The organism is Devosia sp. FJ2-5-3 (genome assembly GCF_029201545.1).
Taxonomy (GTDB): Bacteria; Pseudomonadota; Alphaproteobacteria; order Rhizobiales; family Devosiaceae; genus Devosia.
Genome location: NZ_CP104007.1, coordinates 3,438,593 through 3,462,959 on the forward strand (window position 1 = coordinate 3,438,593; position 24,367 = coordinate 3,462,959).

Annotated in this window: 22 protein-coding genes; 7 read left to right on the top strand and 15 right to left on the bottom strand. The window is 63.1% G+C overall.

Translation table 11 applies throughout. The features are described 5' to 3' along the window. The 7 genes from N0P34_RS16575 to N0P34_RS16605 form a co-directional block, all read right to left on the bottom strand. Positions 1–1,887, bottom strand: a complete 1,887-nt coding sequence (locus tag N0P34_RS16575) for a pseudouridine synthase (RefSeq protein WP_275604328.1) — start codon at positions 1,885–1,887, stop codon at positions 1–3. Positions 1,888–1,999: 112 nt separating this feature from the next. Further along, positions 2,000–2,701 (bottom strand): hypothetical protein, encoded by a 702-nt coding sequence (locus tag N0P34_RS16580; protein WP_275604329.1) that lies wholly within the window; start codon positions 2,699–2,701, stop codon positions 2,000–2,002. Between the two features lie 84 nt (positions 2,702–2,785). Beyond that, the gene (lspA, locus tag N0P34_RS16585) at positions 2,786–3,343 is read right to left on the bottom strand and encodes a signal peptidase II (protein WP_275604330.1); all 558 of its coding nucleotides are present in this window, start codon (positions 3,341–3,343) and stop codon (positions 2,786–2,788) included. Positions 3,344–3,524: 181 nt separating this feature from the next. Beyond that, the gene (gene ileS, locus N0P34_RS16590) at positions 3,525–6,515 is read right to left on the bottom strand and encodes an isoleucine--tRNA ligase (protein ID WP_275604331.1); all 2,991 of its coding nucleotides are present in this window, start codon (positions 6,513–6,515) and stop codon (positions 3,525–3,527) included. A gap of 180 nt (positions 6,516–6,695) precedes the next feature. Beyond that, positions 6,696–7,667, bottom strand: coding sequence for a bifunctional riboflavin kinase/FAD synthetase (locus N0P34_RS16595; RefSeq protein WP_275604332.1), 972 nt, complete (start codon positions 7,665–7,667; stop codon positions 6,696–6,698). Between the two features lie 29 nt (positions 7,668–7,696). Continuing rightward, positions 7,697–8,620, bottom strand: a complete 924-nt coding sequence (locus N0P34_RS16600) for a TIGR01459 family HAD-type hydrolase (protein WP_275607009.1) — start codon at positions 8,618–8,620, stop codon at positions 7,697–7,699. A 42-nt stretch (positions 8,621–8,662) separates the two neighbouring features. Next, positions 8,663–9,919: an EAL domain-containing protein gene (locus N0P34_RS16605; protein ID WP_275604333.1), complete on the bottom strand. Its 1,257-nt coding sequence runs from the start codon at positions 9,917–9,919 to the stop codon at positions 8,663–8,665. A 195-nt stretch (positions 9,920–10,114) separates the two neighbouring features. Between N0P34_RS16605 and N0P34_RS16610 the strand changes: the two genes are divergently transcribed. Beyond that, complete coding sequence (locus N0P34_RS16610; RefSeq protein ID WP_275604334.1) at positions 10,115–11,545, top strand: sigma-54 dependent transcriptional regulator; 1,431 nt, start codon at positions 10,115–10,117, stop codon at positions 11,543–11,545. A 73-nt stretch (positions 11,546–11,618) separates the two neighbouring features. Further along, on the top strand, positions 11,619–12,434 hold the full coding sequence (locus tag N0P34_RS16615; protein WP_275604335.1) for a class I SAM-dependent methyltransferase: 816 nt from the start codon (positions 11,619–11,621) through the stop codon (positions 12,432–12,434). A gap of 3 nt (positions 12,435–12,437) precedes the next feature. Here the strand turns inward: N0P34_RS16615 and N0P34_RS16620 are convergent, their stop codons facing one another. From N0P34_RS16620 to N0P34_RS16630, 3 genes are all read right to left on the bottom strand, one after another. Next, complete coding sequence (locus tag N0P34_RS16620) at positions 12,438–13,346, bottom strand: DMT family transporter (RefSeq protein ID WP_275604336.1); 909 nt, start codon at positions 13,344–13,346, stop codon at positions 12,438–12,440. A 73-nt stretch (positions 13,347–13,419) separates the two neighbouring features. After that, positions 13,420–13,614: a hypothetical protein gene (locus N0P34_RS16625; protein WP_275604337.1), complete on the bottom strand. Its 195-nt coding sequence runs from the start codon at positions 13,612–13,614 to the stop codon at positions 13,420–13,422. Between the two features lie 95 nt (positions 13,615–13,709). After that, entirely contained in the window at positions 13,710–14,069 is a 360-nt protein-coding gene (locus N0P34_RS16630; RefSeq protein WP_275604338.1) for a DUF427 domain-containing protein, read from the bottom strand. A gap of 182 nt (positions 14,070–14,251) precedes the next feature. Between N0P34_RS16630 and N0P34_RS16635 the strand changes: the two genes are divergently transcribed. The 3 genes from N0P34_RS16635 (at position 14,252) to N0P34_RS16645 (ending at position 16,751) form a co-directional block, all read left to right on the top strand. Next, positions 14,252–14,542 (top strand): co-chaperone GroES, encoded by a 291-nt coding sequence (locus tag N0P34_RS16635; protein WP_275604339.1) that lies wholly within the window; start codon positions 14,252–14,254, stop codon positions 14,540–14,542. 56 nt (positions 14,543–14,598) lie between these two features. Then, on the top strand, positions 14,599–16,239 hold the full coding sequence (gene groL / locus N0P34_RS16640) for a chaperonin GroEL (RefSeq protein ID WP_275604340.1): 1,641 nt from the start codon (positions 14,599–14,601) through the stop codon (positions 16,237–16,239). Between the two features lie 269 nt (positions 16,240–16,508). Then, complete coding sequence (locus tag N0P34_RS16645) at positions 16,509–16,751, top strand: BrnA antitoxin family protein (RefSeq protein WP_275604341.1); 243 nt, start codon at positions 16,509–16,511, stop codon at positions 16,749–16,751. A gap of 16 nt (positions 16,752–16,767) precedes the next feature. On the opposite strand, the gene N0P34_RS16650 is transcribed toward N0P34_RS16645, so the two are convergent. The 5 genes from N0P34_RS16650 to N0P34_RS16670 form a co-directional block, all read right to left on the bottom strand. After that, positions 16,768–17,517, bottom strand: a complete 750-nt coding sequence (locus N0P34_RS16650; RefSeq protein WP_275604342.1) for a TSUP family transporter — start codon at positions 17,515–17,517, stop codon at positions 16,768–16,770. A 91-nt stretch (positions 17,518–17,608) separates the two neighbouring features. Continuing rightward, the gene (gene hisG / locus N0P34_RS16655) at positions 17,609–18,313 is read right to left on the bottom strand and encodes an ATP phosphoribosyltransferase (protein WP_275604343.1); all 705 of its coding nucleotides are present in this window, start codon (positions 18,311–18,313) and stop codon (positions 17,609–17,611) included. Continuing rightward, positions 18,310–19,374 (bottom strand): ATP phosphoribosyltransferase regulatory subunit, encoded by a 1,065-nt coding sequence (locus N0P34_RS16660; protein WP_275604344.1) that lies wholly within the window; start codon positions 19,372–19,374, stop codon positions 18,310–18,312. The genes hisG and N0P34_RS16660 overlap by 4 nt, the downstream gene beginning before the upstream one ends. 94 nt (positions 19,375–19,468) lie before the next feature. After that, on the bottom strand, positions 19,469–20,887 hold the full coding sequence (gene hisS, locus N0P34_RS16665; protein ID WP_275604345.1) for a histidine--tRNA ligase: 1,419 nt from the start codon (positions 20,885–20,887) through the stop codon (positions 19,469–19,471). Between the two features lie 164 nt (positions 20,888–21,051). Beyond that, positions 21,052–21,312: a hypothetical protein gene (locus N0P34_RS16670; RefSeq protein ID WP_275604346.1), complete on the bottom strand. Its 261-nt coding sequence runs from the start codon at positions 21,310–21,312 to the stop codon at positions 21,052–21,054. Between the two features lie 459 nt (positions 21,313–21,771). Between N0P34_RS16670 and N0P34_RS16675 the strand changes: the two genes are divergently transcribed. Together N0P34_RS16675 and N0P34_RS16680 are read left to right on the top strand one after the other, a co-directional pair. After that, positions 21,772–22,401: a L,D-transpeptidase gene (locus tag N0P34_RS16675; RefSeq protein WP_275604347.1), complete on the top strand. Its 630-nt coding sequence runs from the start codon at positions 21,772–21,774 to the stop codon at positions 22,399–22,401. Positions 22,402–22,468: 67 nt separating this feature from the next. Beyond that, positions 22,469–24,340: a pilus assembly protein TadG-related protein gene (locus N0P34_RS16680; RefSeq protein ID WP_275604348.1), complete on the top strand. Its 1,872-nt coding sequence runs from the start codon at positions 22,469–22,471 to the stop codon at positions 24,338–24,340. Positions 24,341–24,367 lie beyond the last annotated feature (27 nt).

Sequence of the window (24,367 nt, forward strand, 5' to 3'; positions counted from 1 at the left end):
CTAGCCCCGCGGCTTGCGCGGACCCGTGGGACGGGCACCGCCCGAAGGACGAGCACCGCCCGTGGGACGTGGGCCGCCCGTGGGACGAGCACCGCCTTGCGGACGACCACCGCCACTCGAGGGGCGACCACCACCGGAGGGACGACCACCACCACCGGCGGGGCGACCACCGCCCGACGGGCGATTGCCGCCATCAAAGGGACGCCCGCCACCGGACGGACGCCCGCCCGTCGCGGGACGGCCACCATCGAACGGACGAGTGCCGCCTGCAGGGCGACCGGCACCGGAGGGGCGTGGACCACCCGACGGACGGGCACCGAAGGGCTTGTCGCCAAAGGACTTGTCGCCACGTGGCTTGCCCTCGAACGGACGACCGCCACCCGGCTTGCCGGCGAACGGCTTGCGGTCGGCACCGGGACGCCCCCCTGCCGACGGCCTGCCCTGCCCCGGACGATCGTCACGGCGGGGGCCGCGATTGTCATCAAAGGAGCGCTGCGGACGCTCGCCACGCGGGCCATTGGAAGGACGGTCAGAAAAGCCACCCCGGGCCGGGCGGTCACCGAAACCGCCGCGGGCAGGACGATCGCCGCCATCGCGAGACGGACGAGCCTCAAAGCTGCGCTGCGGACGATCACCGAAGCCGCTACGGGCCGGACGATCGCCACCATCGCGGGACGGACGACCTTCGAAGCTGCGTGCCGGACGGTCACCATCGGGACGCGGGCCACGCTGCGGGCGGTCGCCGAAGGATTTGCGCTCGCCAAAGGGTTTGTCACCATATGGCTTCTTATCGCCATACGACTTCTTATCGCCGTAGGACTTCTTGTCGCCAAAGGATTTCTTATCGCCGTAAGGCTTCTTGTCGCCAAAGGACTTCCGGTCCGGCGCGGCGGCGTCGCGAGGCGGACGGGGCGCGGGCTTGCCGTAGGTGCTGATGGGCTGGTCGTCACGGTCACGGCGCGGCTTGCCCGCACCCTTGGGTTCGTATTCCTCGGGCGCACGGCCGTCTTCCTCGAAGTGGACGCGACGCGGGCGACCGGTACGCGGCGCATCGCGACCGCCACGGGCGGAACGGAAATCTTCGCGCGGTGGCGGCGGCGCCGTATCGGGCATTTCGCTGTCGAAATCAACGCCGGCCGCTTCGGCCAGTTTCTTGCCGAGCTGATCTTTCAGCATCTTGGCGCGAACCATCTCGACGGCGCCTTCTGCAAGGTCGCCGAGCTGGAACGGACCATAGGACACGCGGATAAGGCGGTTCACCTCGAGGCCGAGCGCGCCGAGCACGTTCTTGACTTCGCGGTTCTTGCCTTCGCGCAGGCCGAGCAGCAGCCAGACATTGCTGCCCTGGGAACGTTCGAGCGTGGCCTCGATCGGGCCATAGGTGATGCCTTCAACTTCGATGCCATCCTTGAGGGCATCGAGCTGGGCCTGGGTGACGTGACCATAGGCGCGGACGCGATAGCGGCGCAGCCAGCCGGTGGAGGGCAGCTCGAGCACGCGCTTGAGGCCGCCATCATTGGTGAGGAGCAAGAGCCCTTCGGTGTTGATGTCGAGACGGCCGACGGTGACGACGCGGGGAAGCCCCTCTTCGAGCAGGGCTTCGAAAATCGTCTTGCGACCCTCGGGGTCCTTCTCGGTGACGACCAGGCCCGCAGGCTTGTGGTAGAGCCAGATGCGCGTGCCCTGGCGAGCGGCAAGCTGTTCTCCATCAACGACGATCTTGTCGCGGCTGGTGACGTTGAATGCCGGGGTCAGCACTTTCTTGCCGTTGACGATCACGCGACCGGCGGTGATCCAGGCTTCTGCGTCGCGGCGGGAGCAGAGGCCGGCGCGGGCCATGACCTTGGCAAGACGGTCAGCGGTTTCGGGTTTTTCAGTTTCGCTCATGCGAACAGGACTTCCATGACATGCGGGACCCATGAATGGGCGGCGCGGGGAAAGCGAAAGCGGCCGGACAATTCCGGCCGCCGCATTTTTTGGATCGTATTAGACCAGACGATTATTGCTGGCCGATATCCGATTTGGTGAGGCGTGCGCCAGCAGTGCCGAGCGCACCGCCCGCCTGCGGACCGCGTGGGCCAAAGGCCTTGCGGACTTCCTCGGGACAGCGCGCATCGGCCAGAGGCACGAGTTCGCCAGTGGCGGCGCGGCAGACGAGGTTGGCATCGCCGACGCGGGTGAAATATTCATCGGGCGGCAAATAGAGCGGACGGCTACCCGAAGCGGTGACCTGCATGCCCGACGCGGTCATGCGGGCGGTCAGCGCACGCGATTCCTCGGCGGTCAGCGGGCGGCCGGAAAGCGAGCGCAGATCGACCACGCGCGCATTGCGCAGGCGGGCCAGATCGGCTTCGCTGAGACTGGAGGTGTCGATCTTGACGGTATTGCTGTCCGCAGGAAGCTGCGCTGCGGCGGACTGGCTGGCCGGGACCGGCAGCTCATTGCCCGAGCGTGGCAGGGCCAGCGGCGCGCGCGCCTGGGTAAGATCGGCCTTGGGCGCCTCGCCGGGGATGAGCCCGATGCCGCGCGCCGTGGTGTTCATCACATCGCGTTCGAAGGTGCCGAAATCGGTCAGGGCATTGGTGCCTTCAACCGTGGTGCAGGCGCCGAGGGCCAATGTCGCCAGCAGCGCTACGGCCATCATACCTGCGCGCGCGGCGACGGAAACTCGGCTCTGTCGGCCTGTCAATCCAATACGCATGTAACATCCCTTACGATCCTGGCGGCGCTTATAGCGCATTCCCGGCCCTAAGACCAGATTTTGGCAGCACAATGATTTGTATCGTCAGACCGGGCGATCCGCAGGCTTGCGCGTGAAGCCGAGCAGGTCGACCAGAAGCAGTATGACGCCTAGCGTGATCGCCATATCGGCGATGTTGAAAATGTAGAACGACCAGCTTCCCCAATGGAAGTGGAAGAAATCGGCCACGCCACCATAAATTAGTCGATCGAGCGCGTTGGAGAGCGCGCCGCCGATGCAGAGCGCGAGACCGAGGCGCACCAAGGGCTCACGGGCGCGGACCCACCAGACCGAAAGCGCGGCAATGGCCACCAGCATGATGGCGCCAAGCACCCAGGTGGGCAGGCCATCGAGCAGACCATAGGAAATGCCGGTATTCCAGACGAGCACGTAGTCGAAGAACGGGGTGACCGGGACGATCTCGCCGCCGCGCCACCCCTGCATGGTGAAGGGGATGTAGTTGGCGAAAATGTCGATGCACTTGGCCTGGGCGAAGCCGATGCACTCTTCGGCCACGTGATAGGCTTTTTGCGCGCGATCAATGCCGAAGGCGAGGATTGCGGCAACGAGGGAGGTGTAGAGGGAAGAGGCGCGGGACTGCATCGATCTCTCCGTTTCCCTTCTCCCCTTGAGGGAGAAGGTGGCGCATAGCGCCGGATGAGGGGTCGTGGTGTCGGGAAATACCCCTCACCCGCCCTTCGGGCACCCTCTCCCGCAAGGGGAGAGGGGAAGGAGCCGAAACTCCGGGCGCGCCATGCGGGCGTTAACCGCATGGCTTCTCGAACTAGAGACCTGCGGCGGCGCGTTCGCGCAGGGCCTGGGCGTCGCGCGGTGTGACGTCCGGGTATTCCGGATCGCTGCCAACTTCGGGAAGAACCTTCCAGGAGCGGGCGCAGCGTTTGCCTTCGGCAAGAGCCGGAACGACGGAGATGCCGGGCACGTCGTCGAGGCGGAAGGCCTCGAGCGAGCCTTCGTTCTGCTTGATCGAAATTGCCGAGGTGATGGCGATCTCGGCGAGATCCTGGCCTTCGAGCGCCACGATATAGCGGGCGTCGGAGACAAAGACGGTCGGAGCGGCCTCGAGAGAGGAGCCGATGCGCTTTTCACGGCGCTCGATTTCGAGCGCGCCGGTGACGACGCGGCGCACCGAGCGGATGAGCTGCCACTTGCTGGCCAAGTCCTCGTCGATCCACTCGTCCGGGATTTCCGGGAAGAGGCGCAGATGCACCGAGGACGCGTCGCCCGGGTGACGCTCCAGCCAGCATTCTTCCATGGTGAAGACGAGGATGGGTGCGAGCCACGCAGTGAGCGCGTTGAAGAGGTGATCGAGCACGGTCAGCGCCGAACGACGCTTGATCGAGGAGATCGGGTCGCAATAAAGCGCATCCTTGCGGATGTCGAAATAGAACGCCGAGAGCTCGATGTTCATGAAGTTGGTGAGGAGCGTGACGACCTTGCGGAAGTCATATTCCTTATACGCGGTCCGAACGCCGGCATCGAGCTGGGCGAGGCGATGCAGCATCAGCCGCTCGAGTTCGGGCATGTCGCGCGGGTCGACGACGTCCTCGGCCTTGAAGTGGGCGAGATTGCCCAGCAGCCAGCGCAGCGTGTTGCGCAGCTTGCGATAGCTGTCGACCGTGGTCTGGATGATTTCCTTGCCGAGGCGCAGGTCTTCCGAATAGTCGGACGAGGCCACCCAGAGACGCAGGATGTCGGCGCCGAACTGCTTGATGATGTCCTGCGGGGCAACGGTATTGCCCAGGGACTTGCTCATCTTGCGGCCTTCGCCATCCATGGTGAAGCCATGGGTGAGGACGCTGTCATAGGGCGCATGACCGTTGGTGGCACAGCTTTCGAGCAGGGACGAATGGAACCAGCCGCGGTGCTGGTCCGAGCCTTCGAGATACATCGAGGCCGGGAATTTCAGATGCGGCCATTTCTGCTTGTTGCGCAGCACGAAGGAATGGGTCGAGCCCGAATCGAACCAGACGTCGAGCACGTCGCGGATCATCTCGTAATCGTCGGCCTTGTAGGCGGTGCCGAGATAACGCTGGGCAGCGCCGTCCTTGTACCAGGCGTCGGCGCCTTCTTCCTCGAAGGACTGGGCGATGCGCTCGTTGACCACTTCGTCGCGGAGGATCTCGCCGGTTTCGCGATTGACGAAGACGGTGATCGGCACGCCCCAGGCGCGCTGGCGGGACAGCACCCAGTCTGGGCGATCGGCGATCATGGCGCGCAGGCGGTTCTGGCCGGCGGCGGGATAGAATTTTGTGGCATCGATGGCGTTGAGCGCCCGGTGGCGCAGCGTATCGCCTTCGGCACCCTCAATGGCCTTGTCCATATAGACGAACCATTGCGGGGTGTTGCGGAAGATGACCGGCTTCTTGGAGCGCCAGGAATGCGGGTATTGGTGCTTTACGCGGCCACGGGCGATGATGTTGCCCGCCTCGGCCAGAGCGGCGATGACGCGATTGTTGGCGTCGCCCTTCTTGCCGTTGTCGTCGATGACGCGGGCGCCGTCGAAGCCGGGGGCCTGATCGGTGTAGAACCCGTCGTCGCCCACTGCGTAGGGAATGGCCGGATCGATGCCGCGGTCCTGCAGGAGGCGGGTCGATTCCATCCAGATGCCAAAGTCATCAAGGCCGTGGCCCGGAGCGGTGTGGACGAAACCGGTACCGGCGTCGTCGGTGACATGCTCGCCATCGAGGAGCGGCACGTCGAAAGTGTAGCCGCCGGCGAAGCCGCGCAGAGGGTGGGCAGCGGTGATCTGCGACAGAACATTGTTAGGCAGGATGCTGACTTCACGGTAGCCGGTCACCTTGGCCTTGGCCATGACGTCGGCGGCCAGCGCGCTCGCGATGATGTACCGGTCGCCCGTCTTCGCCCAATTGCCATCAGGCGCGGAGGTGACCTCATAGACGCCGTAGTCGATCCGCGACGAGAAACTGATCGCCCGGTTGGCGGGGATGGTCCAGGGCGTCGTGGTCCAGATCAGCACCGAAGCGCCGCTCAGCCCGATATCCTCTAGGGCCTTGGCAGACAGAGGAGCTGGGCGGCCGCCATCGGTCAAATCCTTGCCAAGGAGCGAAGTCACCGGGAATTTCACCCAGATCGTGTCGCTCTCATAGTCGGCATATTCGATCTCGGCCTCGGCCAGCGCGGTGCGTTCGACCACCGACCACATGACGGGCTTGGAACCACGATAGAGCTGACCGGTCATCGAGACCTTCATCAGCTCGCGGGCGATCTGGGCCTCGGCGTCAAAGCTCATGGTGAGATAGGGATTGTCCCACTCACCCAGAATGCCGAGTCGCTTGAATTCCTCGCGCTGGATATCGACCCACTGCTCGGCAAAGGTGCGGCATTCCTGGCGGAATTCGACCACCGGGACCTCGTTCTTGTCCTGCCCCTTGGCGCGGTACTGCTCTTCGATCTTCCATTCGATGGGCAGGCCGTGACAATCCCAGCCCGGCACATAGGCCGAGTTGTGCCCCAGCATCTGCATGGAGCGCGAAATGATATCTTTCAGCGTCTTGTTGAGCGCGTGACCGATATGGATGTTGCCATTGGCATAGGGAGGGCCGTCATGCAGCGTAAAGAGCGGACGATCCTTGGCCTGCTCGCGCTGGAGGGCGTAAATATCCATGTCTTCCCAACGCTGGAGCCAGATGGGCTCGCGCTGGGGCAGGCCCGCGCGCATGGGGAATTCGGTTTCCGGCAGGAAAAGCGTGGCCGAGTAATCGGTTTCGGTCGCGCTGGAAGCGGTATCGGTCATGGATCGGCGTTTCGTTCGGGAAGATCGGGCTGCCTTTTAGCAAGGCAGGACGCAAGGGGCAAAGGTTGATTTGCCGCGCGTGTCGGCGGAGGGCCCTCCCCTCATCCGTCTCGCGCGCTGCGCGAGCCACCTTCTCCCTCGAGGGGAGAAGGGAAGAAAGGAGGATGGACGCGCTGCAGCCTAGGCGAAAAAGCCGAGCTTTTCGTCGACGGGGCCGAGGGGGGCGCATTCGGCGATGAGAGCCCGTGCCTTGCCCGAGTCGCGATCCATGGCGGCGATCAGTTCGTCGAGGCCCTTGAACACTTCCTGGCCGCGGATGTGACCGACAAGGGCAACCTGCAGGGTCTGGCCGTAAATGTCTTCGTCAAAATCGAAGAGGTGAGTCTCAAAGGGCGGACGGTGATTGTCGAACATGGGCTTGCCATAGGCGGCGACACCATCGAGGAGACGCGTTCCCAGCCGGGCGCGGACGGCATAGACGCCCTGGGCAAGCTGGAAACCATTGGGGGTCATCGTATTGGCGGTGGGATAGCCGAGATCGCGGCCGCGCTGATCGCCCTTGACCACGCAGCCCTCAAAAAACCAGTGGTAGCCCAGCAGACGGTTCGCAGCCGTAACCGCGCCTTCCGAGAGGGCAGCGCGAATGCGGGAGGAGGAAATGACCTCGTCGCCTTCATCCATGAGATCGAGGGTTTCGACGGCAAAGCCAAGCCGCGCGCCTTCGTCGCGCAGAAACGCGGGCGTACCGCGGCGCTGGCGGCCGAAATGGAAATCGGAGCCCACGATGACGCCGCGCACACCCAGATCGCGCACCAGCATGTCGCCGACAAAATCCTCGGCCTCGATCTGGGAGAAGGGCCTGTCGAAGGGCAGGATGATGATGCCGTCGAGCCCGAGGGCCTCGGCCAGCCGCGCCTTGGCATCGCCCACGGTCAGACGGAAGAGATGGGGCGCCGGGGCGAAGACGTCGCGCGGATGCGGTTCGAACGTCAGGAGGATGGCCGGCACGCCCGCCGCCTGAGCGCGCTGGCGCAGGGTCTCGATAACGGTCTGGTGGCCGCGATGCATGCCATCGAAATTGCCGATGGCGACATAGGCTCCACGCATGGAGGCAGGCAGATCGGACAGATTGGACAGGCGGATGAAGGTCAAATCAGCAGGCTCCAGACGCCAGGGCGAGATTACCAGGTGAGGCGCGGCAGAAATCCGGCGACGCGCGCACGGCTGGGGGAGATGAGATCGGCGATGGCCTGCGGGTCGGGCTTGCCGAAGGCGTCGAGTTCCGCGGCATGGATCGAGCCGGTGATGAACAGGATGTCGATGCCGAACTGGGCGGCGCCGGTTGCGTCCGTCCGTACGCTGTCGCCGATGGCGAGCACACGCGATTTGTCGAGGCTTTGGCCCGCGGCTTCTTCGGCTAGGCGGTAGGCCTCTTCGTAGATTGGCTGATAAGGCTTGCCGGCCATCAGCACCATGCCGCCCATGGCGGCGTAGAGATCGCCGAGCGCGCCGCCGCAATAGATGATCTTGTCGCCATGTTCGACGACCCGATCAGGATTGGCGCAGATCATCGGGAGTCTTCGCTGCAGCCAGAGCTTGGCGCGTTCGCGGTACATTTCGGGGGTGTCATCGTCGGTGTCGAGATCGGTGACAACAACGACTTCGGCCTCTTCTGCGCCGGTACGGCGAAGGTCAAAACCCTCGTAGAGCGCATCGTCCTCGGTCGGCGGGCCGACATGGTGGATGGCCTTGCCGCGATATTTCGAGATCATGGCGCGGGTGGCATCGCCCGAGGAAACGATGGCGTCATAGGCATCGCGCGGGACGCCGAGACGATCGAGCATGGCGACGATCGGCGGAGAGGGGCGAGGCGCATTGGTGATCAGCACCACCCTTCCCCCGGCCTTGCGATAGGAGACCAGCGCGTCCACAGCCTCGGGGAATGCAGAGACGCCGTTGTGGATGACCCCCCAGACATCGCTCAGGACTGCGTCGTAACCGCTGGAGAGTTCGGACAAACCGGAGATGATCGGCAGGGGGGAAGTCATGACGACACCAAGGCTGGGAAGGAAGGGGCGCGGCGAGCTATGGGCCAGTTTGCCCATGGCGATCAAGCAAAAACCTCCTCGCCCCTCCTGCCCAGGCTCCTAGACTTCGGCGTGGCGCCGGATGGGATGGGCCGTCACGGTGCGAATTGGCTCGAGCAAAAGATCGGGGCGCACGGCGGTGGGCGGGGCGATGTGATTGCCCTGAACGAGGAGGATGTCGTTGTCCAGCAATTCGACGATCTGGCGCTCGCCCTCGACATTGGTAGCCAATAGCGACAGGTCGTAGCGGCCCACATAGGCAGCGATGTCCGAAAGATGGAAATCGGTGTAGCTCTCGGTCATATCGACGAGACGGGTGGCATCGACGCGGAGCGAGCGGACACCGAGATTGGAGAGATCGGCAAAATCGAGCCGCAGCGAGCGGACCGCGGAGAGCGAAAATCCCGCCCCCTTGCGCAGGATTGCTTCGATGAGGGGACGCGTCGTCTGGGCCAGGGTCTGGAACTCGGCCTCGGTCATCACGAAAACAAGGCCCGTAGCGATGGCCTTGTTGGCGTCCAGCGTGGCCATCAATTGCTCGACGGCGCTTGCGTCGGACAGAGTGGCGCGGCTGAGCGGCACATAAAGGCTGACCGACTGTCCGCCGGACCGCGCGCGACGGGCAATGGCAACGGCCTCGTTGAGCGCGAGGCCTTCGATACGTTCGCTGATATCGTCGCTGCCGCGCCGTGGCATGAAGTCGGACATATCGGCGAAATCATCGTCTTCCATGACGAGGCGCGGAAGCAGGTCGTAACCTGCCGGGCGGCGCTGCGGTAGGCGCGCAATGGGCTGGATGTGAAAAACCAGGCGATCCTCGGACAGGGCCTCGCGGACCATTTCGGGCGGAATAACCGGCTCGCTGTCATCATCGGGAATGAACGGGGTCACCGCGCGGGCCGCCTCGAAAGCCTGGCCGGTGCGCGGCAAGGTCGCGGGGGCACTGCCCAGCTTGTCCTCGATGTCGGCGACGGCCTCGGCCACCTGGCGAATGACGGTCCCCAGAACGGAGATGTCGGCTTCGACGGTTTCGAGCCGCTGGCCCGGGTTCATCTCCGAAAGGGCATTGATGCGGCGGCCCAGAACGGCACCGGCCTGGGCATCGGTCGCCAGCAGACGTGAGAGATCCTCAATGCCGCGCTCGAGCCGACGTTCGGCGCGCAGACGCAGTTGCCGCTCGACGATCATGACGCAGACGCAGGCGACGACCAGGGAGACCAGGATGGCATTGGCCGGGGTAAAGCTCAGGCCAAAATATGCAGCGGCCCCGAGGGCGGCAGCGGCCAGAGCGATAAAAACGTAGACCAGAGCCTGCATGGGCATCCCGAAAGAAATACAAAAGCGTCAAGATTCGGCCTTGTTCTCTTAGCATCGCCCCCCCGCAGGCAAAAGCGCGGACTCGCAATCTGACGCCATAAGAACGGATTATTTACCCTGTTCACGAACAATCGCGCCAAGACAGGACCAGGCGCGCACCCGCCGCCTGGGGCGATAGACCGGGAATCCTTGATAATGGCGATGCAAAACGGCCAGGAACATGCGTTGTGCGGGCAGCTTCTGCTGATCGACCGCGACGCCGAAATGGCCCGACGCACAGGCGAATCGCTCTGCCAGGCCCTGCTGGTGCCACCCCAGGTGGTGCTGGCTGCCGACGGCCGTGAAGCCGTGGAGCATTTGCGCCGCACCCGGTTCGATATCATTCTCGCCGACATGCCCAGCCTCGCCGATCTTGGCGAGAGCGATGAAGATGCCATGGGAAGGCTGGTTCGGCTTGCCGAAGGCGCCCTGGTCCTCGCCATGGCCGATGGCGCATCGGTCAGCGCCGCGCTTGGCGCGATGCGCGTAGGCGCCCATGATTATGTGGCCAAGCCGGTGGCCGGTCCGGCCCTTGCCAGCCGCATCGGCGAGCTGGCGCAGCGCCATGGACGGCCACGCTCGCTCGGCTTCGACACCGCCCAGCCGCTGGCCATGCCCGACTATGCCGGCTTTGTCGGCGCCTCGAGCGCGATGCAGTTCATCTACGAACAGATCGGGCGCGTGGCGACCTCGTCTGCCCCGGTCTTCATCACCGGCGAAAGCGGCACGGGCAAGGATGTGTGCGCCGAGGCCCTGCACGAAAAAGGGCCACGCGTCGGCAAGCGTTTCGTAGCGATCAATTGCGCCGCCATTCCGCGCGATCTGATGGAAAGCGAATTGTTCGGCGTGGTGCGCGGCGCCTTTACCGGAGCCCATGAAGACCGCAAGGGTGCGGCCGAGCTGGCCGATGGCGGCACGCTGTTCCTCGACGAGATCGGGGAAATGGATCTGTCGCTGCAGTCCAAACTCCTGCGCTTTCTGCAGACCGGGACGATTTCGCGCGTTGGCGAATCAACCCTGCGCAAGGTCGACGTGCGGGTGGTCTGCGCGACCAACCGCAATCCGTTGCAGATGATCACGGAGCGCAAATTCCGCGAAGATCTGTTCTACCGGCTGCACGTCCTGCCCATTCACCTGCCCCCGCTGCGCCAGCGCCCAACCGATATCATGGTGCTGGCCCGCCATTTCCTCACCAGCTATTCGCGCGAGGAGCACAAGAGCTTCGGTGGCTTTTCAACCGGTGCGGCGCAGCAGCTGACGGCCGCCGACTGGCCCGGCAATGTGCGCCAATTGCAGAACCTGATCCGCCGCATCGTCGTGATGTTCGATGGCGGCGAGGTGGACAATGCCATGCTGGACGCCGCCGATATCGAGTCGCAGACCTTTGCGCCGATCGCAGCAGCAGCCAGCCGCGCCGAGACCCGCCGGACCATCTTGCCGATGTGGCAGCAGGAGCAGCGCATCATCGAGGACGCCATTGCCGCCTTCGGGGGCAATATTTCGCTGGCAGCAGCGGCGCTGGAAATCAGCCCGTCGACGATCTATCGCAAGCGCCAGAGCTGGGCGGAGATGTCTGCGGCCAGCTAGGAGGCCGCGCGCGCTTTGCACAGCGCCCCTCTTCTCCTATAAGCGCCTCCCCGAAACGAGAGGAGGACGAGAGATGGACGCCAAAACGGTCGCCGCCCACTGGGAGGGGAATGCGGACGCGTGGACGAAATACTCCCGCGCCGGTTATGACCGCTATCGCGATGCGCTGAATACACCCGCTTTTCTCGCCATGCTGCCGCCCGTGGCGGGGCTCAACGGGCTCGACCTGGGATGTGGCGAAGGAACCAATACGCGGGCGGTCGCCGAATTGGGCGCTAAAATGACAGGCCTCGACATCGCGCCAACCTTTCTCAGGCACGCCCGGGAAACCGAAGCCGAGGACCCGCGCGGTATTGATTATGTGCTCGGCGATGGCCTTGGTCTCGGCTTTGAAGATGGTCGGTTCCACTTTGTGACCGCCTTCATGTCGATGATGGATATGAGCGACCAGGCGGCGGTGCTGGCTGAAGTACGGCGCGTGCTCAAGCCGGGTGGCTTTCTGCAGTTCTCCATTCTCCACCCATGCTTCGTGCCGCCAAAGCGTCGCAATATACGGGACGCCCAAGGCGAACCCGTAGCCGTGGAAATCGCCGACTATTTTCGCGAGACCGATGGCGAAGTGGAAAGCTGGCTGTTTTCTTCCATCCCCGAAGCGGAACGGCAGGGCCAAAAACCCTTTACCGTACCGCGCTTTCACCGCACCTTGTCGAGCTGGGTGAGCATGATCGTGGGCGCCGGGCTAACCATCGAGGCGTTCGGCGAACCCATGGCAAGCCCCGAACAGGCGGCGGCAGAGCCCGTGGTTGCCGACACGCGGGTGGCCCCGATTTTCCTGCATATCCGGGCGCGCAAACCGGTGGATGAACGGTCCACCAGCGGCCCGGCCTGATCGTCAGGGCGTATTGGCCTCGCGGGCGCGGGTGCGGTCGAGGCCCAGCCGGCGCTCGCGCAGGATGACGGCAATGCCGGAGCCGACGATGATCAGCGAGCCGACCAGCATGGTGACCGTGGGAATGTCAGAGAAGATCAGGAAGCCGATGATGATGGTCAGGATCAGCGAGACATATTCGAAGGGCGCGATGACCGACATGTCGGCATAGCGATAGCACGAGGTCATGAGGAGCTGGCCGACGCCGCCGATAAAGCCTGCGCCGATGAGCAGCGCTGCCTGCTCGGGCGTCGGCATGACCCAGCCGAACGGCAGGGTCAACAGGGCGAGGAAGCTGGCGCTGAGAAAGAAATAGGTGACGATTGTTTCGGTGCGCTCGGTCTGGACGAGATTTCGCACCTGCAGGACTGCGAAGGCCGAGAGAATGGCCGCCATCAGCGCGCCGATGGCGCCCACGGCCTCGGCATCACCAAGAACCTCGCCGCCGCTGAAGACGGTCAGGCGGGGCCAGAGGATAATGACAACGCCCACAAGACCGAAGATGACGGCGGTCCAGCGGAAAATATGGACCCGCTCATTGAGCAGGACAGCGGAGAAGATGACGATGAGAAGTGGCGTGGCATAGGTGATCGCCGTCGCTTCAGGCAGGGGCAAGCGTGTGAGGGCGAAAAAGCCCAGCCCCATGGAAGCTACGCCGACAAGTCCGCGCACGATGTGGCCCAGGGGACGCCGGGTGGCGAAGGCATGGGACAGTCGACGCTTCCAGGCGAGATAGGCAAGGACCGGCACCATGGCGAAGAAGGCGCGAAAAAAGACCATTTCGCCGGGCGGAATGGTCTGGGTGGCCTTGAGCATGGTCGCCATGACGACAAAGCAGCACACCGACGTGATCTTTAGAACAATCCCCCGCACCGGATCTGAAGCCGCTGCAGGGCGAGTGTCGACGTGTATGGAGGGGGCCGCCAATTGTAGTCCTTCTCAGGGCTTACTTGCCCTGGGCCTGCTCCAGCTTTTCCTTGGCAATGCGAGCCGTGGCAAAAGCCTTGTGCTCGGGACCGACGGCACTGCCCGTCTTGAGGGTCTTGCCGTCTGCATCAAGCACTTCCCAATGCCAGTTGGCGTTGGACCCCATGCCGCCAGTGCGGCGCAATTTGATCTGAAGATTGGATTGTTCGCTCATGAGCAGCCTTATGCAGCACTCGCCGTGCGGAAGGAAGGGGGTATTTGGCGTTTACCAGGGCGCGCACGCGCACCACTTGAGAGCGCCAAAGGGGGCTAAACGTCGGAAACGCGGATCTCGATACGCTCGCCACCAAAGGTGAGAAGGTCGCGAATATCGCTATAAGCACCATCGGCGTAGGGATAGTACCAAACCCTGTCCGGACCATCGGCGGTGAGGAGCTTGATGGTGTAATAATGGGCCTCGCCCTTGCCAGGGGCCTGGCTCTTCGTGTCCGAGGCTTCCAGAATACCGGGATGCACGGCATCGAGCGGGATGTAGATCTGTGGCGCAAGACCAGGCTCTTCGAGGCGCATTGCCTTGAGTGTGCTGGCAATCTCGGCGTCGTCGAAGTAGACATGCACGCGGCCGGATATTGGCGAGATAACTGGGTTGGGCGTGGCATCTGCGGACAAGGGCGCCTCCTGTTGCTGGGTTGGGTCCATAGCCATTAACGCACGAGAAAAATCTCCGTTCACTGAGCCTTGACTCTCTGACCGCGCGCTCCCTATATCCCTGTAGCTTGTTAGCACTCCTTCAGTGCGAGTGCTAACAGGCCCGAAATTGCTTCAGAAATGATGCCAAGAGGAACAAAATCATGGGCTTCCGTCCCCTGCACGACCGCGTGGTCGTCCGTCGCGTTGACAGTGAAGAAAAGACCAAAGGCGGGATCATCATTCCCGACACCGCCAAGGAAAAGCCCTCCGAGGGCATTATCGTTTCGGTTGGCCCCGGCGCCCGTGACGAGAACGGCAAGATCAATGCCCTCGACGTGAAGGCCGGCGATCGCGTGCTCTTCGGCAAGTGGAGCGGCACCGAGGTCAAGCTGAACGGCGAAGACCTGATCATCATGAAGGAAAGCGACATCATGGGCGTGATCGAGGCTTAATTGCCTCTCCGCCGCTGACGTCCCTCCCACCAACCCGAATTCTCAAGGAGCCATAAATGGCCGCCAAGGAAGTCAAGTTCTCCACCGACGCCCGCGAAAAAATGCTGCGCGGCGTCAATATCCTCGCCAATGCGGTGAAGGTCACGCTCGGCCCGAAGGGTCGTAACGTCGTCATCGAAAAGTCCTTCGGCGCACCGCGCATCACCAAGGACGGCGTGTCGGTCGCCAAGGAAATCGAACTCGAAGACAAGTTCGAGAACCTCGGCGCGCAGCTGCTGCGTTCGGTCGCTTCCAAGACCAACGACATTGCCGGTGACGGCACCACCACCGCGACCGTTCTCGGTCAGGCAATCGTGGTTGAAGGCGTCAAGGCTGTTGCCGCCGGCTTCAACCCGATGGACCTCAAGCGCGGTATCGACCTGGCTGTTGCCGAAGTCGTTGCTTCGCTGAAGGCTTCTGCCAAGAAGATCACCTCCACCTCGGAAATCTCCCAGGTTGGCACGATCTCCGCCAACGGCGAAACCGCCATCGGCGAGATGATCTCCGAGGCCATGCAGAAGGTCGGCAACGAGGGTGTCATCACCGTCGAGGAAGCCAAGACCGCCGAGACCGAACTCGATGTCGTTGAAGGCATGCAGTTCGACCGCGGCTACCTGTCGCCCTACTTCGTGACCAATGCAGAAAAGATGACCGCCGTCCTCGAGGACCCGGTGATCCTGCTGCACGAAAAGAAGCTCTCGAACCTGCAGGCTATCCTGCCGATCCTCGAAAGCGTCGTTCAGTCCCAGCGTCCGCTGCTGATCATTGCCGAAGACATTGAAGGTGAGGCTCTCGCGACCCTCGTCGTCAACCGTCTGCGTGGCGGCCTCAAGGTTGCTGCCGTCAAGGCTCCGGGCTTCGGCGATCGCCGCAAGGCAATGCTCGAGGACATCGCCATCCTGACCGGTGGCCAGGTGATCTCGGAAGATCTCGGCATCAAGCTCGAGAACGTGACCATCGACATGCTCGGCACTGCCAAGCGCGTTGAAATCACCAAGGAAAACACGACCATCGTCGACGGCGCCGGTACGGCCGACGACATCCAGGGTCGCGTTGGCCAGATCAAGGCGCAGATCGAGGAAACCACCTCGGACTACGACCGCGAGAAGCTGCAGGAACGTCTTGCTAAGCTCGCTGGCGGCGTTGCGGTGATCCGCGTCGGCGGTTCGACCGAAGTGGAAGTCAAGGAGCGCAAGGACCGCGTCGACGACGCCCTGAACGCAACCCGCGCTGCTGTTGAAGAAGGCATCGTGCCGGGTGGTGGCGTTGCCCTGCTCCGCGCCGCTGCTGCGATCACCGTCAAGGGTGCGAACGCCGACCAGGAAGCTGGTATCTCGATCGTTCGCCGCGCCCTGCAGGAGCCGGTCCGTTGCATCGCCAACAATGCCGGCGCTGAAGGTTCGGTCGTCGTTGGCAAGATCCTCGAGAACGCTGCTGCTTCGTTCGGCTACAACGCCGCAACGGGCGAGTATGGCGACCTCGTCGCTCTCGGCGTCATCGACCCGGTCAAGGTCGTGCGCACCGCTCTCGAAGACGCTGCCTCGGTTGCATCGCTGATGATCACCACCGAAGCAACCATCGTCGACGCCCCCAAGGACGCAGCACCGGCAATGCCGGGCGGCGGCGGCATGGGCGGCATGGGCGGCATGGACTTCTAATTCGCGAAAGCGAATTAGATCCTCCCCTCGCTCACGGGCCGCATCGCAATTGGCCCGACGCGCGAAACCGCGCTGGACCGATTGCTGGCCCCGCGCGGGCGCGACAGACGACTGCCGGGCTGCCTTGCAGCCTGAAAGAACTAAAATGACTTCGCGGTTTGTTTCTTCCCAGTCACGAACCTCGTTGGAAAAGCCCCGGTGGAAACACCGGGGCTTTTTTCATCCACATTCCGGCGTTAAGCTGGCGACACACAAAACATGAGTGACCGATGCGAACGCCACGACGCGGCAGTGCCTACGAACAAGCCGAGGCCGCCTTCAAAAGCGCCACGACCCGGCCCACCGCAGCCGAACCGGCAAAGCTGGCGGCTACAGCAAAGCCCGAAGGCAAGGAACTGGTATCGCTGCGGCTCGACCGCGCGGTTCTCGAGCACTTTCAGGACGATGGCGCTGGCTGGCAGGAGCGGATCAACGCCGCGCTGCGCGTCGCGGCCGGGCTCGACAAGGAATAGTTTCGGCGCTGGTCCGTCAGGGCCAGAGCAGAAGTTTTACCGCCATGGCGATAGACACGACCACGATAAGCGGGCGGATGACCTTCGCCCCGTAGCGTATGCCCGTGCGCGCGCCGATATAGCCACCGGCGATCTGGCCAATTGCCATGACCAGGGCGACCGGCCAGACGACGTGCCCCATGGGAATGAAAACCACCAGCGCCGCCGAATTGGACATGAGATTGAGCGCCTTGGTGTTGCCAGTGGCCCGGGTCAGCCCCAAACCGAACAGCAGCACGAACCCGATCGAAAAGAAGCTCCCCGTACCCGGGCCAAAGATACCGTCGTAAAAGCCGATGACGAAGGCCATGAGGGGTACGAATTTGTCAAAGGGGAGCCGCGCGGCGCGATCGGCGTCGGAGATCTTGGGAGCAAACAGAAAATAGAGCGCGATGGCGATGAGGGCGATCGGCACGGCGAGATTAAGGAGAGAGGTGTCCACCCGCGACACGATCAGCGCGCCGATGGCGCTGCCGGCAAAAGCCAGCAGCAGGCCCGGAAGCAAGGTTTTCAGCTCGACATAGCCCCGGCGCCAATAGGTGGTTACAGCCATGGCGGTGCCGATGACCGACTGCATCTTGTTGGTGGCCAACGCCGCAACAGGGGGCAGACCAACGGAGAGCAGAGCCGGAACCGAGAGCATCCCGCCCCCGCCCGCCACAGCGTCCACAAAACCAGCGAGAAACCCGACGCCAGCCAGCGCCAGAAGAATAAGGGGATCGAGCATAAGGGAAGAACCAGGGAACAATGCCCGGGCTCTTAGCATCAGCGGCGCGGCGGGGACAGGGGCTTAAGGTCGCTCCCTGCCCCTGGCCTGGCTAGAGGCCGTTGGCGCCAATGCGGGACAGCAGATCGTCGAGCAGCGCTTTTTTCTCGTCGGGCCAAGGCGCCGTGCGCGAGACGATAAGATTGGCCTCGCTCTTCAGCATGACGCCATCTTCGAGCACGCGCAGCCCATTGGCGACCAGGGTCGAGCCGGTGGAGGTGATGTCGACGACGATATCGGCCACGCCTGAGGCGGGCGCAGCCTCGGTGGCGCCGAGGCTTTCCACGATCCGGTATTCTGCAATGCCGGCGCGGGAGAAATGCTGGCGCGTGATGGTGATATATTTGGTGGCGATGCGCATCCAGCGCCCATGCCGGGTGCGGAAATCGGACGCAACATCGGCCAGGTCGTGCAGATGGGTCACGTCGATCCAGGATTCGGGGACAGCGATGACAACGTCGGCATGACCGAAATCGAGCGATCTGGCGAAATGCACTGCCTCCGGACCGGTTTCGCTGGTTTCGTGGATGAGATCGCGGCCGGTGACACCCAGATCAATATTGCCGCGAATGAGCTCGCGGGCGATTTCCGAGGCGGGGAAGAAACGAACCGTGATGTCCGGCTCGCCCTCGACATGTCCGAGATAGGAGCGTGCGCCGCCGGGGCGGGAAATGGGGAAGCCGCGTTGGGCGAACCAGTCGCGCGTCAATTCTTCGAGCCGCCCCTTGGACGGCACGGCGAGGGTAAGACCAGTCATGGGGTAACCTCTGCCTCCAGCCGATCCACCCAGAGTGCGCAGCCCGAGGCGGCAATAGGGGCGCGAGCGCCGAGGCGTTCCAACAGGCGATCATATTGGCCGCCCGAGGCCAGGATGGCACCATCGCGGCCGAGCATTTCGAAGACGATGCCGGTGTAATAATCAAGGCGCGGCGAGAAGGCGGCATCGAACTCGATGCGGGCCTCGCCCAGCTTGTCGAGATGACGGCGAATGGCCCGAATGGGGGCCCCCAGCATCAGGCCATACTCGGCGGCGAGCGCCTCGATCTGGCGCAGGGCGCCCAGCACATCGCCGGAGATCGCAAGATATTTTCGCAGCAGCGTCAGGGTCTGGGCCGGCACGTGGGCGGCGTCCAGCGCCTGCTGCTCGATATAGCGGTCGGCGATTTCCTCGGGCGTGCGGCTTTCGGAAAGACTAAGACCGGCGGCGACCATGCGCGCGGTGACGTCCTCGATCAGCGCGTCGCGAACGGGCTGCTCGCTGCGTTGCAGATCTGGGGCGGCCTCGAGGCGATTGAGCAGACGCTCGAGCGCTTCGGTGTGGCCGAAGCGGTGCCGGATGCGCGGACGCCAGGCATCGGGCATGTCCGCCTGGACCAGCAGTGCTTCAAAGAGGCCTACCCCGCCCAGACGCAGGCGCGTGGGAATGCCGTAAATGGAGAGCGCCGCACGGGCGAAGGTGAGCACCTGATCGAGCGCGATGTCGCCATCGGGCTGGGCCAGGAGCTCGATGCCGGCCTGGTCGAATTCGGCGGCGCCATTTTCGCGCTGGCGAAAGATCGGGCCCATATAGGTAAAGGCTGCGGGCTGGCGCGTCGCATCGGCAATGTAGTCGGTGACGATGGGCAGGGTGAAATCGGGACGCAGGCAGAATTCCGAGCCGGTTGCGTCCGTGGTGAGCAACAGTCGTCGGCCGAATTCTTCACCCGCGAGGTCGAAATAGGGATTGGCATTGAGCAGGAGCGGCGGGGTGGCGCGACACCCGCCCTGCGCTTCGACGAGGGCTTCCAACTGGCTGCGACGGTAGGCGGAATTGGTCATTTCGTGTGTCCCAGAGAGCCGCCCGCCAAACACAATGTCCCCGCTTTCGCGGGGATGACACAGTGCGTGCTGATGGAAACGAGGCCAACCATGCTTACTGTTCGCTCAGGAGCTTCTGAATAGCAGGGACGAGGTCTTCACGCCTGATTTCGAACTGGCCAGGACGAGCGGCCTTCCATTCGGCGTTGTCGGTGATGGCCTCGGCGGCTTCCTTACCCGCGACCAGATCCTTGATCTGGAGGATCCCCTGCTCGCGCTCCTGGCTGCCTTCGATGATGACGGCAGGGGCATTGCGCTTGTCGGCATAGGCGACCTGCTTGCCGAAATTCTTGGTATTGCCCAGGAACATTTCGGCGCGGATGCCGGCGCGGCGCAGCTCGGCGACCATGGCCTGGTAACCGGCGGTCTCGGCCTTGTCCATGACTAGCACGACAACCGGGCCCACCGGTTCGGTGGCGCCGAGATTGCCCGTGAGCTTGAGGGCATTGGCGAGCCGCGAGACGCCGATGGAAAAACCGGTGGCCGGAACCGGCTCGCGACGGAAACGCGAGACGAGGCCATCATAACGGCCACCGCCGCCAACCGAGCCGAACACCACGTCCTGGCCCTTTTCGTTCTGAACCTTGAAGGTCAGTTCGATCTCGAAGACCGGGCCGGTGTAATATTCAAGGCCGCGGACCACGGAAGGATCGATCTTGATCTTTTCGACGCCGTAGCCGGCGGCGTCAAAGAGTGCCTGCATGGCGTTGAGTTCGGCAATGCCGTCATTGTCGGCCGGCGGCTTGCCCTCGACATAGTCGAGCACGACTGCCGCCTGGGCATCGGAGAGGCCGGCGCCCTTGGTGAAGTCGCCACTTTCGTCCTTGCGGCCGGCACCGAGCAGGAGCTTGACGCCCTCGGGGCCGAATTTATCGAGCTTGTCGACGGCGCGCAGGACGGTCAGTTTTTGCTCATTTGAGCTGACGCCGGCTGCTTCGAGCACGCCGTCGAGCACTTTGCGGTTGTTGACGCGCACGACATATTTGCCGGCTAGCCCGAGTGCATCCATGACGTCGGCCATCATCATGCACATTTCGGCGTCGGCTTCCGGCCCCCCTGCCCCGACATTATCGGCGTCGAACTGCATGAACTGGCGGAAACGACCAGGGCCGGGCTTTTCATTGCGGAAGACATAGCCCTGGCGGTAGGACCGATAGGGCTTTGGCAGGCTTTCGAAATTCTCGGCAAAGTAGCGGGCGAGTGGCGCGGTGAGATCGTAGCGCAGGCTCATCCACTGCTCGTCGTCGTCCTGCAGGGAAAAGACCCCGGCATTGGGCCGGTCGGTATCGGGCAGGAATTTCCCCAGCGTCTCGGTATATTCGAACAGAGGGGTTTCGACGGGGTCGAAGCCATAGCGCTCATAGACCTTGCGGATCGTCTCGATCATCTGCCCCACGGCGGCGATTTCGCCGGGGGTACGGTCTTCAAAGCCGCGCGGCAGGCGTGCGGTGATCAGCTTGGTCTTTTCGGTCATCTGGCAACTCTGGAAAGCGGTCGGTTCGACTAAGGGCGGACGCAGGGCGATGGGCAGGAACCGGCCCCCACTTCTATGGGACCTGCTCTAGCTTATAGGGTTTTGGGTGACAACAGGCGGCGCGGGAAAAGGCAGCCGGGGAGGACCCCGGCCGCCATGCACTATCAATGTCGGCTCCGCCGCCGGAGACTGACAACAGTGGTGGTGGTCGGCAGGGAATGCCAGAGAACGGGTTCTGCTACCGGCGGCAGGCCCAGATCGGCCCGCAGATAGGCAGGCACGCGGGCCGGTGCCCGGGGGCGGTTCAACCATGCAGAGAAGGCTGCGGCCAGAACGGGGACAAGTCCGCGCTGGTGCACCGCATCGGCGATGGAGAATTCAAGGCGCAGCACGATGCTGCGCTCGTCAAGCACGTTGGACGTCATTGCGGTTTCCGGCAGGGATTCCCCGCCGGCCTCTGATTGAGTTCAGGAAGGAAGCCAAAATCGGGACGCAAAACGACCCGGTTTTTTCAGGGCTTCAGTGGGGGAGTGTGTCCACGGGCATAGGGCGCGGAATGCGCCGACTATGCTGTGTCTCAGGCTCGCGAGATGACAGCGAGACGGTGAGATACCCAGGTATGGCGATGCGGATGATTATTCATATAGCGCCTCCCTGGTTGGCAATGCGGACGCCAGCCTTCTAAATCGCGGCAGCGTGATCGGCAACATCATTCTGCGGCAGCTTGTCGCAGTGCGCGCTATCTGTTGCCGCTGGGCAACAGCCCGCTCATGCGAAGCGAAGCGTTAACCCTGCCCGCTAGCGGAGGGTTAACCAGCCCGGTTGACCACTCATTGGGGCCTTGTCGGCAGAATGGCCCGCGCATGGATCGTTTGGGGACTGAAATGCGCGCTCTTGTTCGAAGCGGGTTAACGGCAATCATCGTTACAGTCATGGCGGGCGCGATGGCCCTGCCTTCGATGGCACAACAGCGCTTTGAACAGGGCTGGCGATTTGCCCCGCCCCCGGGGGTTACCCTCACGGAGCAAAAGCCGCGCCACGCGCTGATGCTGCAGGGGAATGCCAGGGTGCATCCACAATATCTTCGCCAGGTGGTCAGATACGCCACCAATGAGCGGTCGGGCACGATCGTAGTCGATACGCGGTCCCACTTCCTTTACTTCGTGCTCGGCGACGGGCGCGCGCTGCGGTACGGGATCGGGGTGGCCCGCGACGGCTTCGAGTGGAGCGGTTCTCATCAGGTCACGCGCAAGGCAGAGTGGCCGGGATGGACCCCGCCGGCGGAAATGCGCAAGCGGCAGCCGGGTCTGCCGGCCCATATGGAAGGCGGACCAAATAACCCGCTGGGCGCACGCGCGCTTTATCTGGGATCGACGCTTTATCGGATCCACGGGACGAATGAACCCTGGAGCATTGGCCAGAACGTTTCTTCCGGGTGCATTCGAATGACCAATGCCGATGTGACCGACCTTTATGAACGTGTAAAACTCAACACAAAAGTAGTGGTCCTTTAATAAGGATTTTCTTCGAGACTGCACCAAAGTCCGGTGCAGGAATGAGGCTTGAAAATCCATGTTGAGGTTGAACCGCATCGTTTCGCGTTTTGTCCGCGACGAAGGCGGCGCGTTTGCAATGGTGTTCGGCGTCATGGCGCTGGTGCTGATCGCGCTGGGCGGTGCGGTGGTCGATTATGTCTCCCTCGAGCAGAGCCGCAATCGCGCGCAGTTGGCGCTGGATGCGGCCGCTCTGGCACTGCAGACCGAAATCACCCGTCCCGGCTATGACGAAGAAAGCATCCGCGAACGCGCAGAGGCGCTGGTGCGCGAGCGCATCGGCAATGAAGACGTGCGGGCCGACATCGACGAAGTCCTCATCGACGCGGCGCGGGGTTCGCTGTTCCTCAGCGGCACTTTTGTCACGCAAACATATTTCGTGCGCCTGGTCGGGGTGCCTGAACTCGCGGCACGCTTCAGCTCTGAAGTCATTCGCGGCTCGCTCGACATCGAAGTGGCGGTGGCGCTCGATATTACAGGGTCGATGAAAGGCCAGCGGATCACCGACCTCAAGGCGGCGGCGACACGCCTAGTGGATGCAGTGGTGCAGGACGATCAGAGTCTCAACTACACCAAGATGGCCCTGGTGCCCTATGCGCAATCGGTCAATGTTTCCCCCTACCAAGTCCAGGTCCGGAGTCCCGAGCAGGCACCCGTTCCGGCGAGCAAGATGAGCTGGGCCTCCGGAAGCAAGAAGACCGGCGCAAGCGCCAAGCGAGACTCCAGCGGCGGGGGCGTGGTGGTCGACCTCTCCGGCCACGGTTTTTCGGAAAACAACTGGGTCTACGTTTGGAATTTCAACGGCTTTTCGTCGATCAACCACAAAGCCTTCCGCATCAGCAATGTGAACACCAATTCCTTCCGTCTGGTGGGCGCCAATGAGACGGGATGGAATAGTACTGCAAGTTCCGGCAATGTCATCAAGTGCGAACGCGCGAACTGCGAGGTCATGGTAACCTCCACGCGGCACGGCTACACCGATGGGCAATATGTCGTCGTCACCGATGTCGGGGGTATGACGGGTCTGAACTATCCCGTCCCGCAAACCAATGCCAAAGCCTTTGAGGTGAGCAGCGCCACCCGCGACACCCTGATCCTCAAAGGCTCGGTCGGTGGCGGAAACGAACCGGAACGTCTGAGCCATATCTCCAATACCGGCAAGCTTCACTGCACCTGGCAAACGGCGACGTCGGGCTGTGCCTTTTTGCGGTTTCCGACCGCGGCGGGCGGCTTCCAGACATTTCCGCTGACAAATTGCGTCACCGACAGGCCCGTCAACCCGACTGGCGACCAGCGCTTCTCGACGAATTTGGCGGGACGCAACTATGCGGAGTCGGGCAATAAGTGCATTTCCAGTCCAATCGTACCCCTGACGTCAAACAAAACCACCCTCAAGGGGGCCATTGCCTCGCTCACCACTGACGGCTCGACGGCGGGACATCTCGGCATCGCATGGGCCTGGCATATGTTGTCGCCCAATCTGGGATATCTCTGGAATGGCGAGGGTCCGCCGGCGGCTTATGACGAGCCAAACCTGCTCAAGGCCGCAATCATCATGACCGACGGGGACTTCAACACTGTCCACTGCAACGGCGTGGTGTCGTGGAGTTCGACCGGCGGCACAAGTAGTGGTCAGAACACCGATAAAATCGCCTGTAACGCTCCCAACGGCGCGCCCTATGTCCAGGCGCGGGCCTATTGCGATGCGATGAAGGCTACTGAAGAAATCGTGATCTTCACGGTGGGCTTCGGTATTGCGCAAGGCAGCGCTGCAGCGGACTTGCTGTCATATTGCGCCAGCGGGGCAAACAACGCCTTTCTCGCCAACAACGCCAGCGGACTGGACTCTGCCTTCCAGCAGATCGCCAGCAATATTTCCGCACTGCGGATCGCGAGATAGCTCCATCCCCTGTGAGATGCGCGCCGA

What these genes read in the sequence shown, in the direction of transcription:
- N0P34_RS16610 (WP_275604334.1), top strand. Translation starts at nt 10,115, where the DNA reads ATGGCGATGCAAAACGGCCAGGAACATGCGTTGTGCGGGCAGCTTCTG.
- N0P34_RS16670 (WP_275604346.1), bottom strand. Translation starts at nt 21,312, where the DNA reads ATGACGTCCAACGTGCTTGACGAGCGCAGCATCGTGCTGCGCCTTGAA.
- N0P34_RS16625 (WP_275604337.1), bottom strand. Translation starts at nt 13,614, where the DNA reads ATGAGCGAACAATCCAATCTTCAGATCAAATTGCGCCGCACTGGCGGC.
- N0P34_RS16635 (WP_275604339.1), top strand. Translation starts at nt 14,252, where the DNA reads ATGGGCTTCCGTCCCCTGCACGACCGCGTGGTCGTCCGTCGCGTTGAC.
- hisS (WP_275604345.1), bottom strand. Translation starts at nt 20,887, where the DNA reads ATGACCGAAAAGACCAAGCTGATCACCGCACGCCTGCCGCGCGGCTTT.
- N0P34_RS16575 (WP_275604328.1), bottom strand. Translation starts at nt 1,887, where the DNA reads ATGAGCGAAACTGAAAAACCCGAAACCGCTGACCGTCTTGCCAAGGTC.
- N0P34_RS16645 (WP_275604341.1), top strand. Translation starts at nt 16,509, where the DNA reads ATGCGAACGCCACGACGCGGCAGTGCCTACGAACAAGCCGAGGCCGCC.
- N0P34_RS16650 (WP_275604342.1), bottom strand. Translation starts at nt 17,517, where the DNA reads ATGCTCGATCCCCTTATTCTTCTGGCGCTGGCTGGCGTCGGGTTTCTC.
- N0P34_RS16600 (WP_275607009.1), bottom strand. Translation starts at nt 8,620, where the DNA reads ATGGGCAAACTGGCCCATAGCTCGCCGCGCCCCTTCCTTCCCAGCCTT.
- N0P34_RS16580 (WP_275604329.1), bottom strand. Translation starts at nt 2,701, where the DNA reads ATGCGTATTGGATTGACAGGCCGACAGAGCCGAGTTTCCGTCGCCGCG.
- N0P34_RS16675 (WP_275604347.1), top strand. Translation starts at nt 21,772, where the DNA reads ATGCGCGCTCTTGTTCGAAGCGGGTTAACGGCAATCATCGTTACAGTC.
- hisG (WP_275604343.1), bottom strand. Translation starts at nt 18,313, where the DNA reads ATGACTGGTCTTACCCTCGCCGTGCCGTCCAAGGGGCGGCTCGAAGAA.
- groL (WP_275604340.1), top strand. Translation starts at nt 14,599, where the DNA reads ATGGCCGCCAAGGAAGTCAAGTTCTCCACCGACGCCCGCGAAAAAATG.
- N0P34_RS16615 (WP_275604335.1), top strand. Translation starts at nt 11,619, where the DNA reads ATGGACGCCAAAACGGTCGCCGCCCACTGGGAGGGGAATGCGGACGCG.
- N0P34_RS16605 (WP_275604333.1), bottom strand. Translation starts at nt 9,919, where the DNA reads ATGCAGGCTCTGGTCTACGTTTTTATCGCTCTGGCCGCTGCCGCCCTC.
- ileS (WP_275604331.1), bottom strand. Translation starts at nt 6,515, where the DNA reads ATGACCGATACCGCTTCCAGCGCGACCGAAACCGATTACTCGGCCACG.
- N0P34_RS16660 (WP_275604344.1), bottom strand. Translation starts at nt 19,374, where the DNA reads ATGACCAATTCCGCCTACCGTCGCAGCCAGTTGGAAGCCCTCGTCGAA.
- lspA (WP_275604330.1), bottom strand. Translation starts at nt 3,343, where the DNA reads ATGCAGTCCCGCGCCTCTTCCCTCTACACCTCCCTCGTTGCCGCAATC.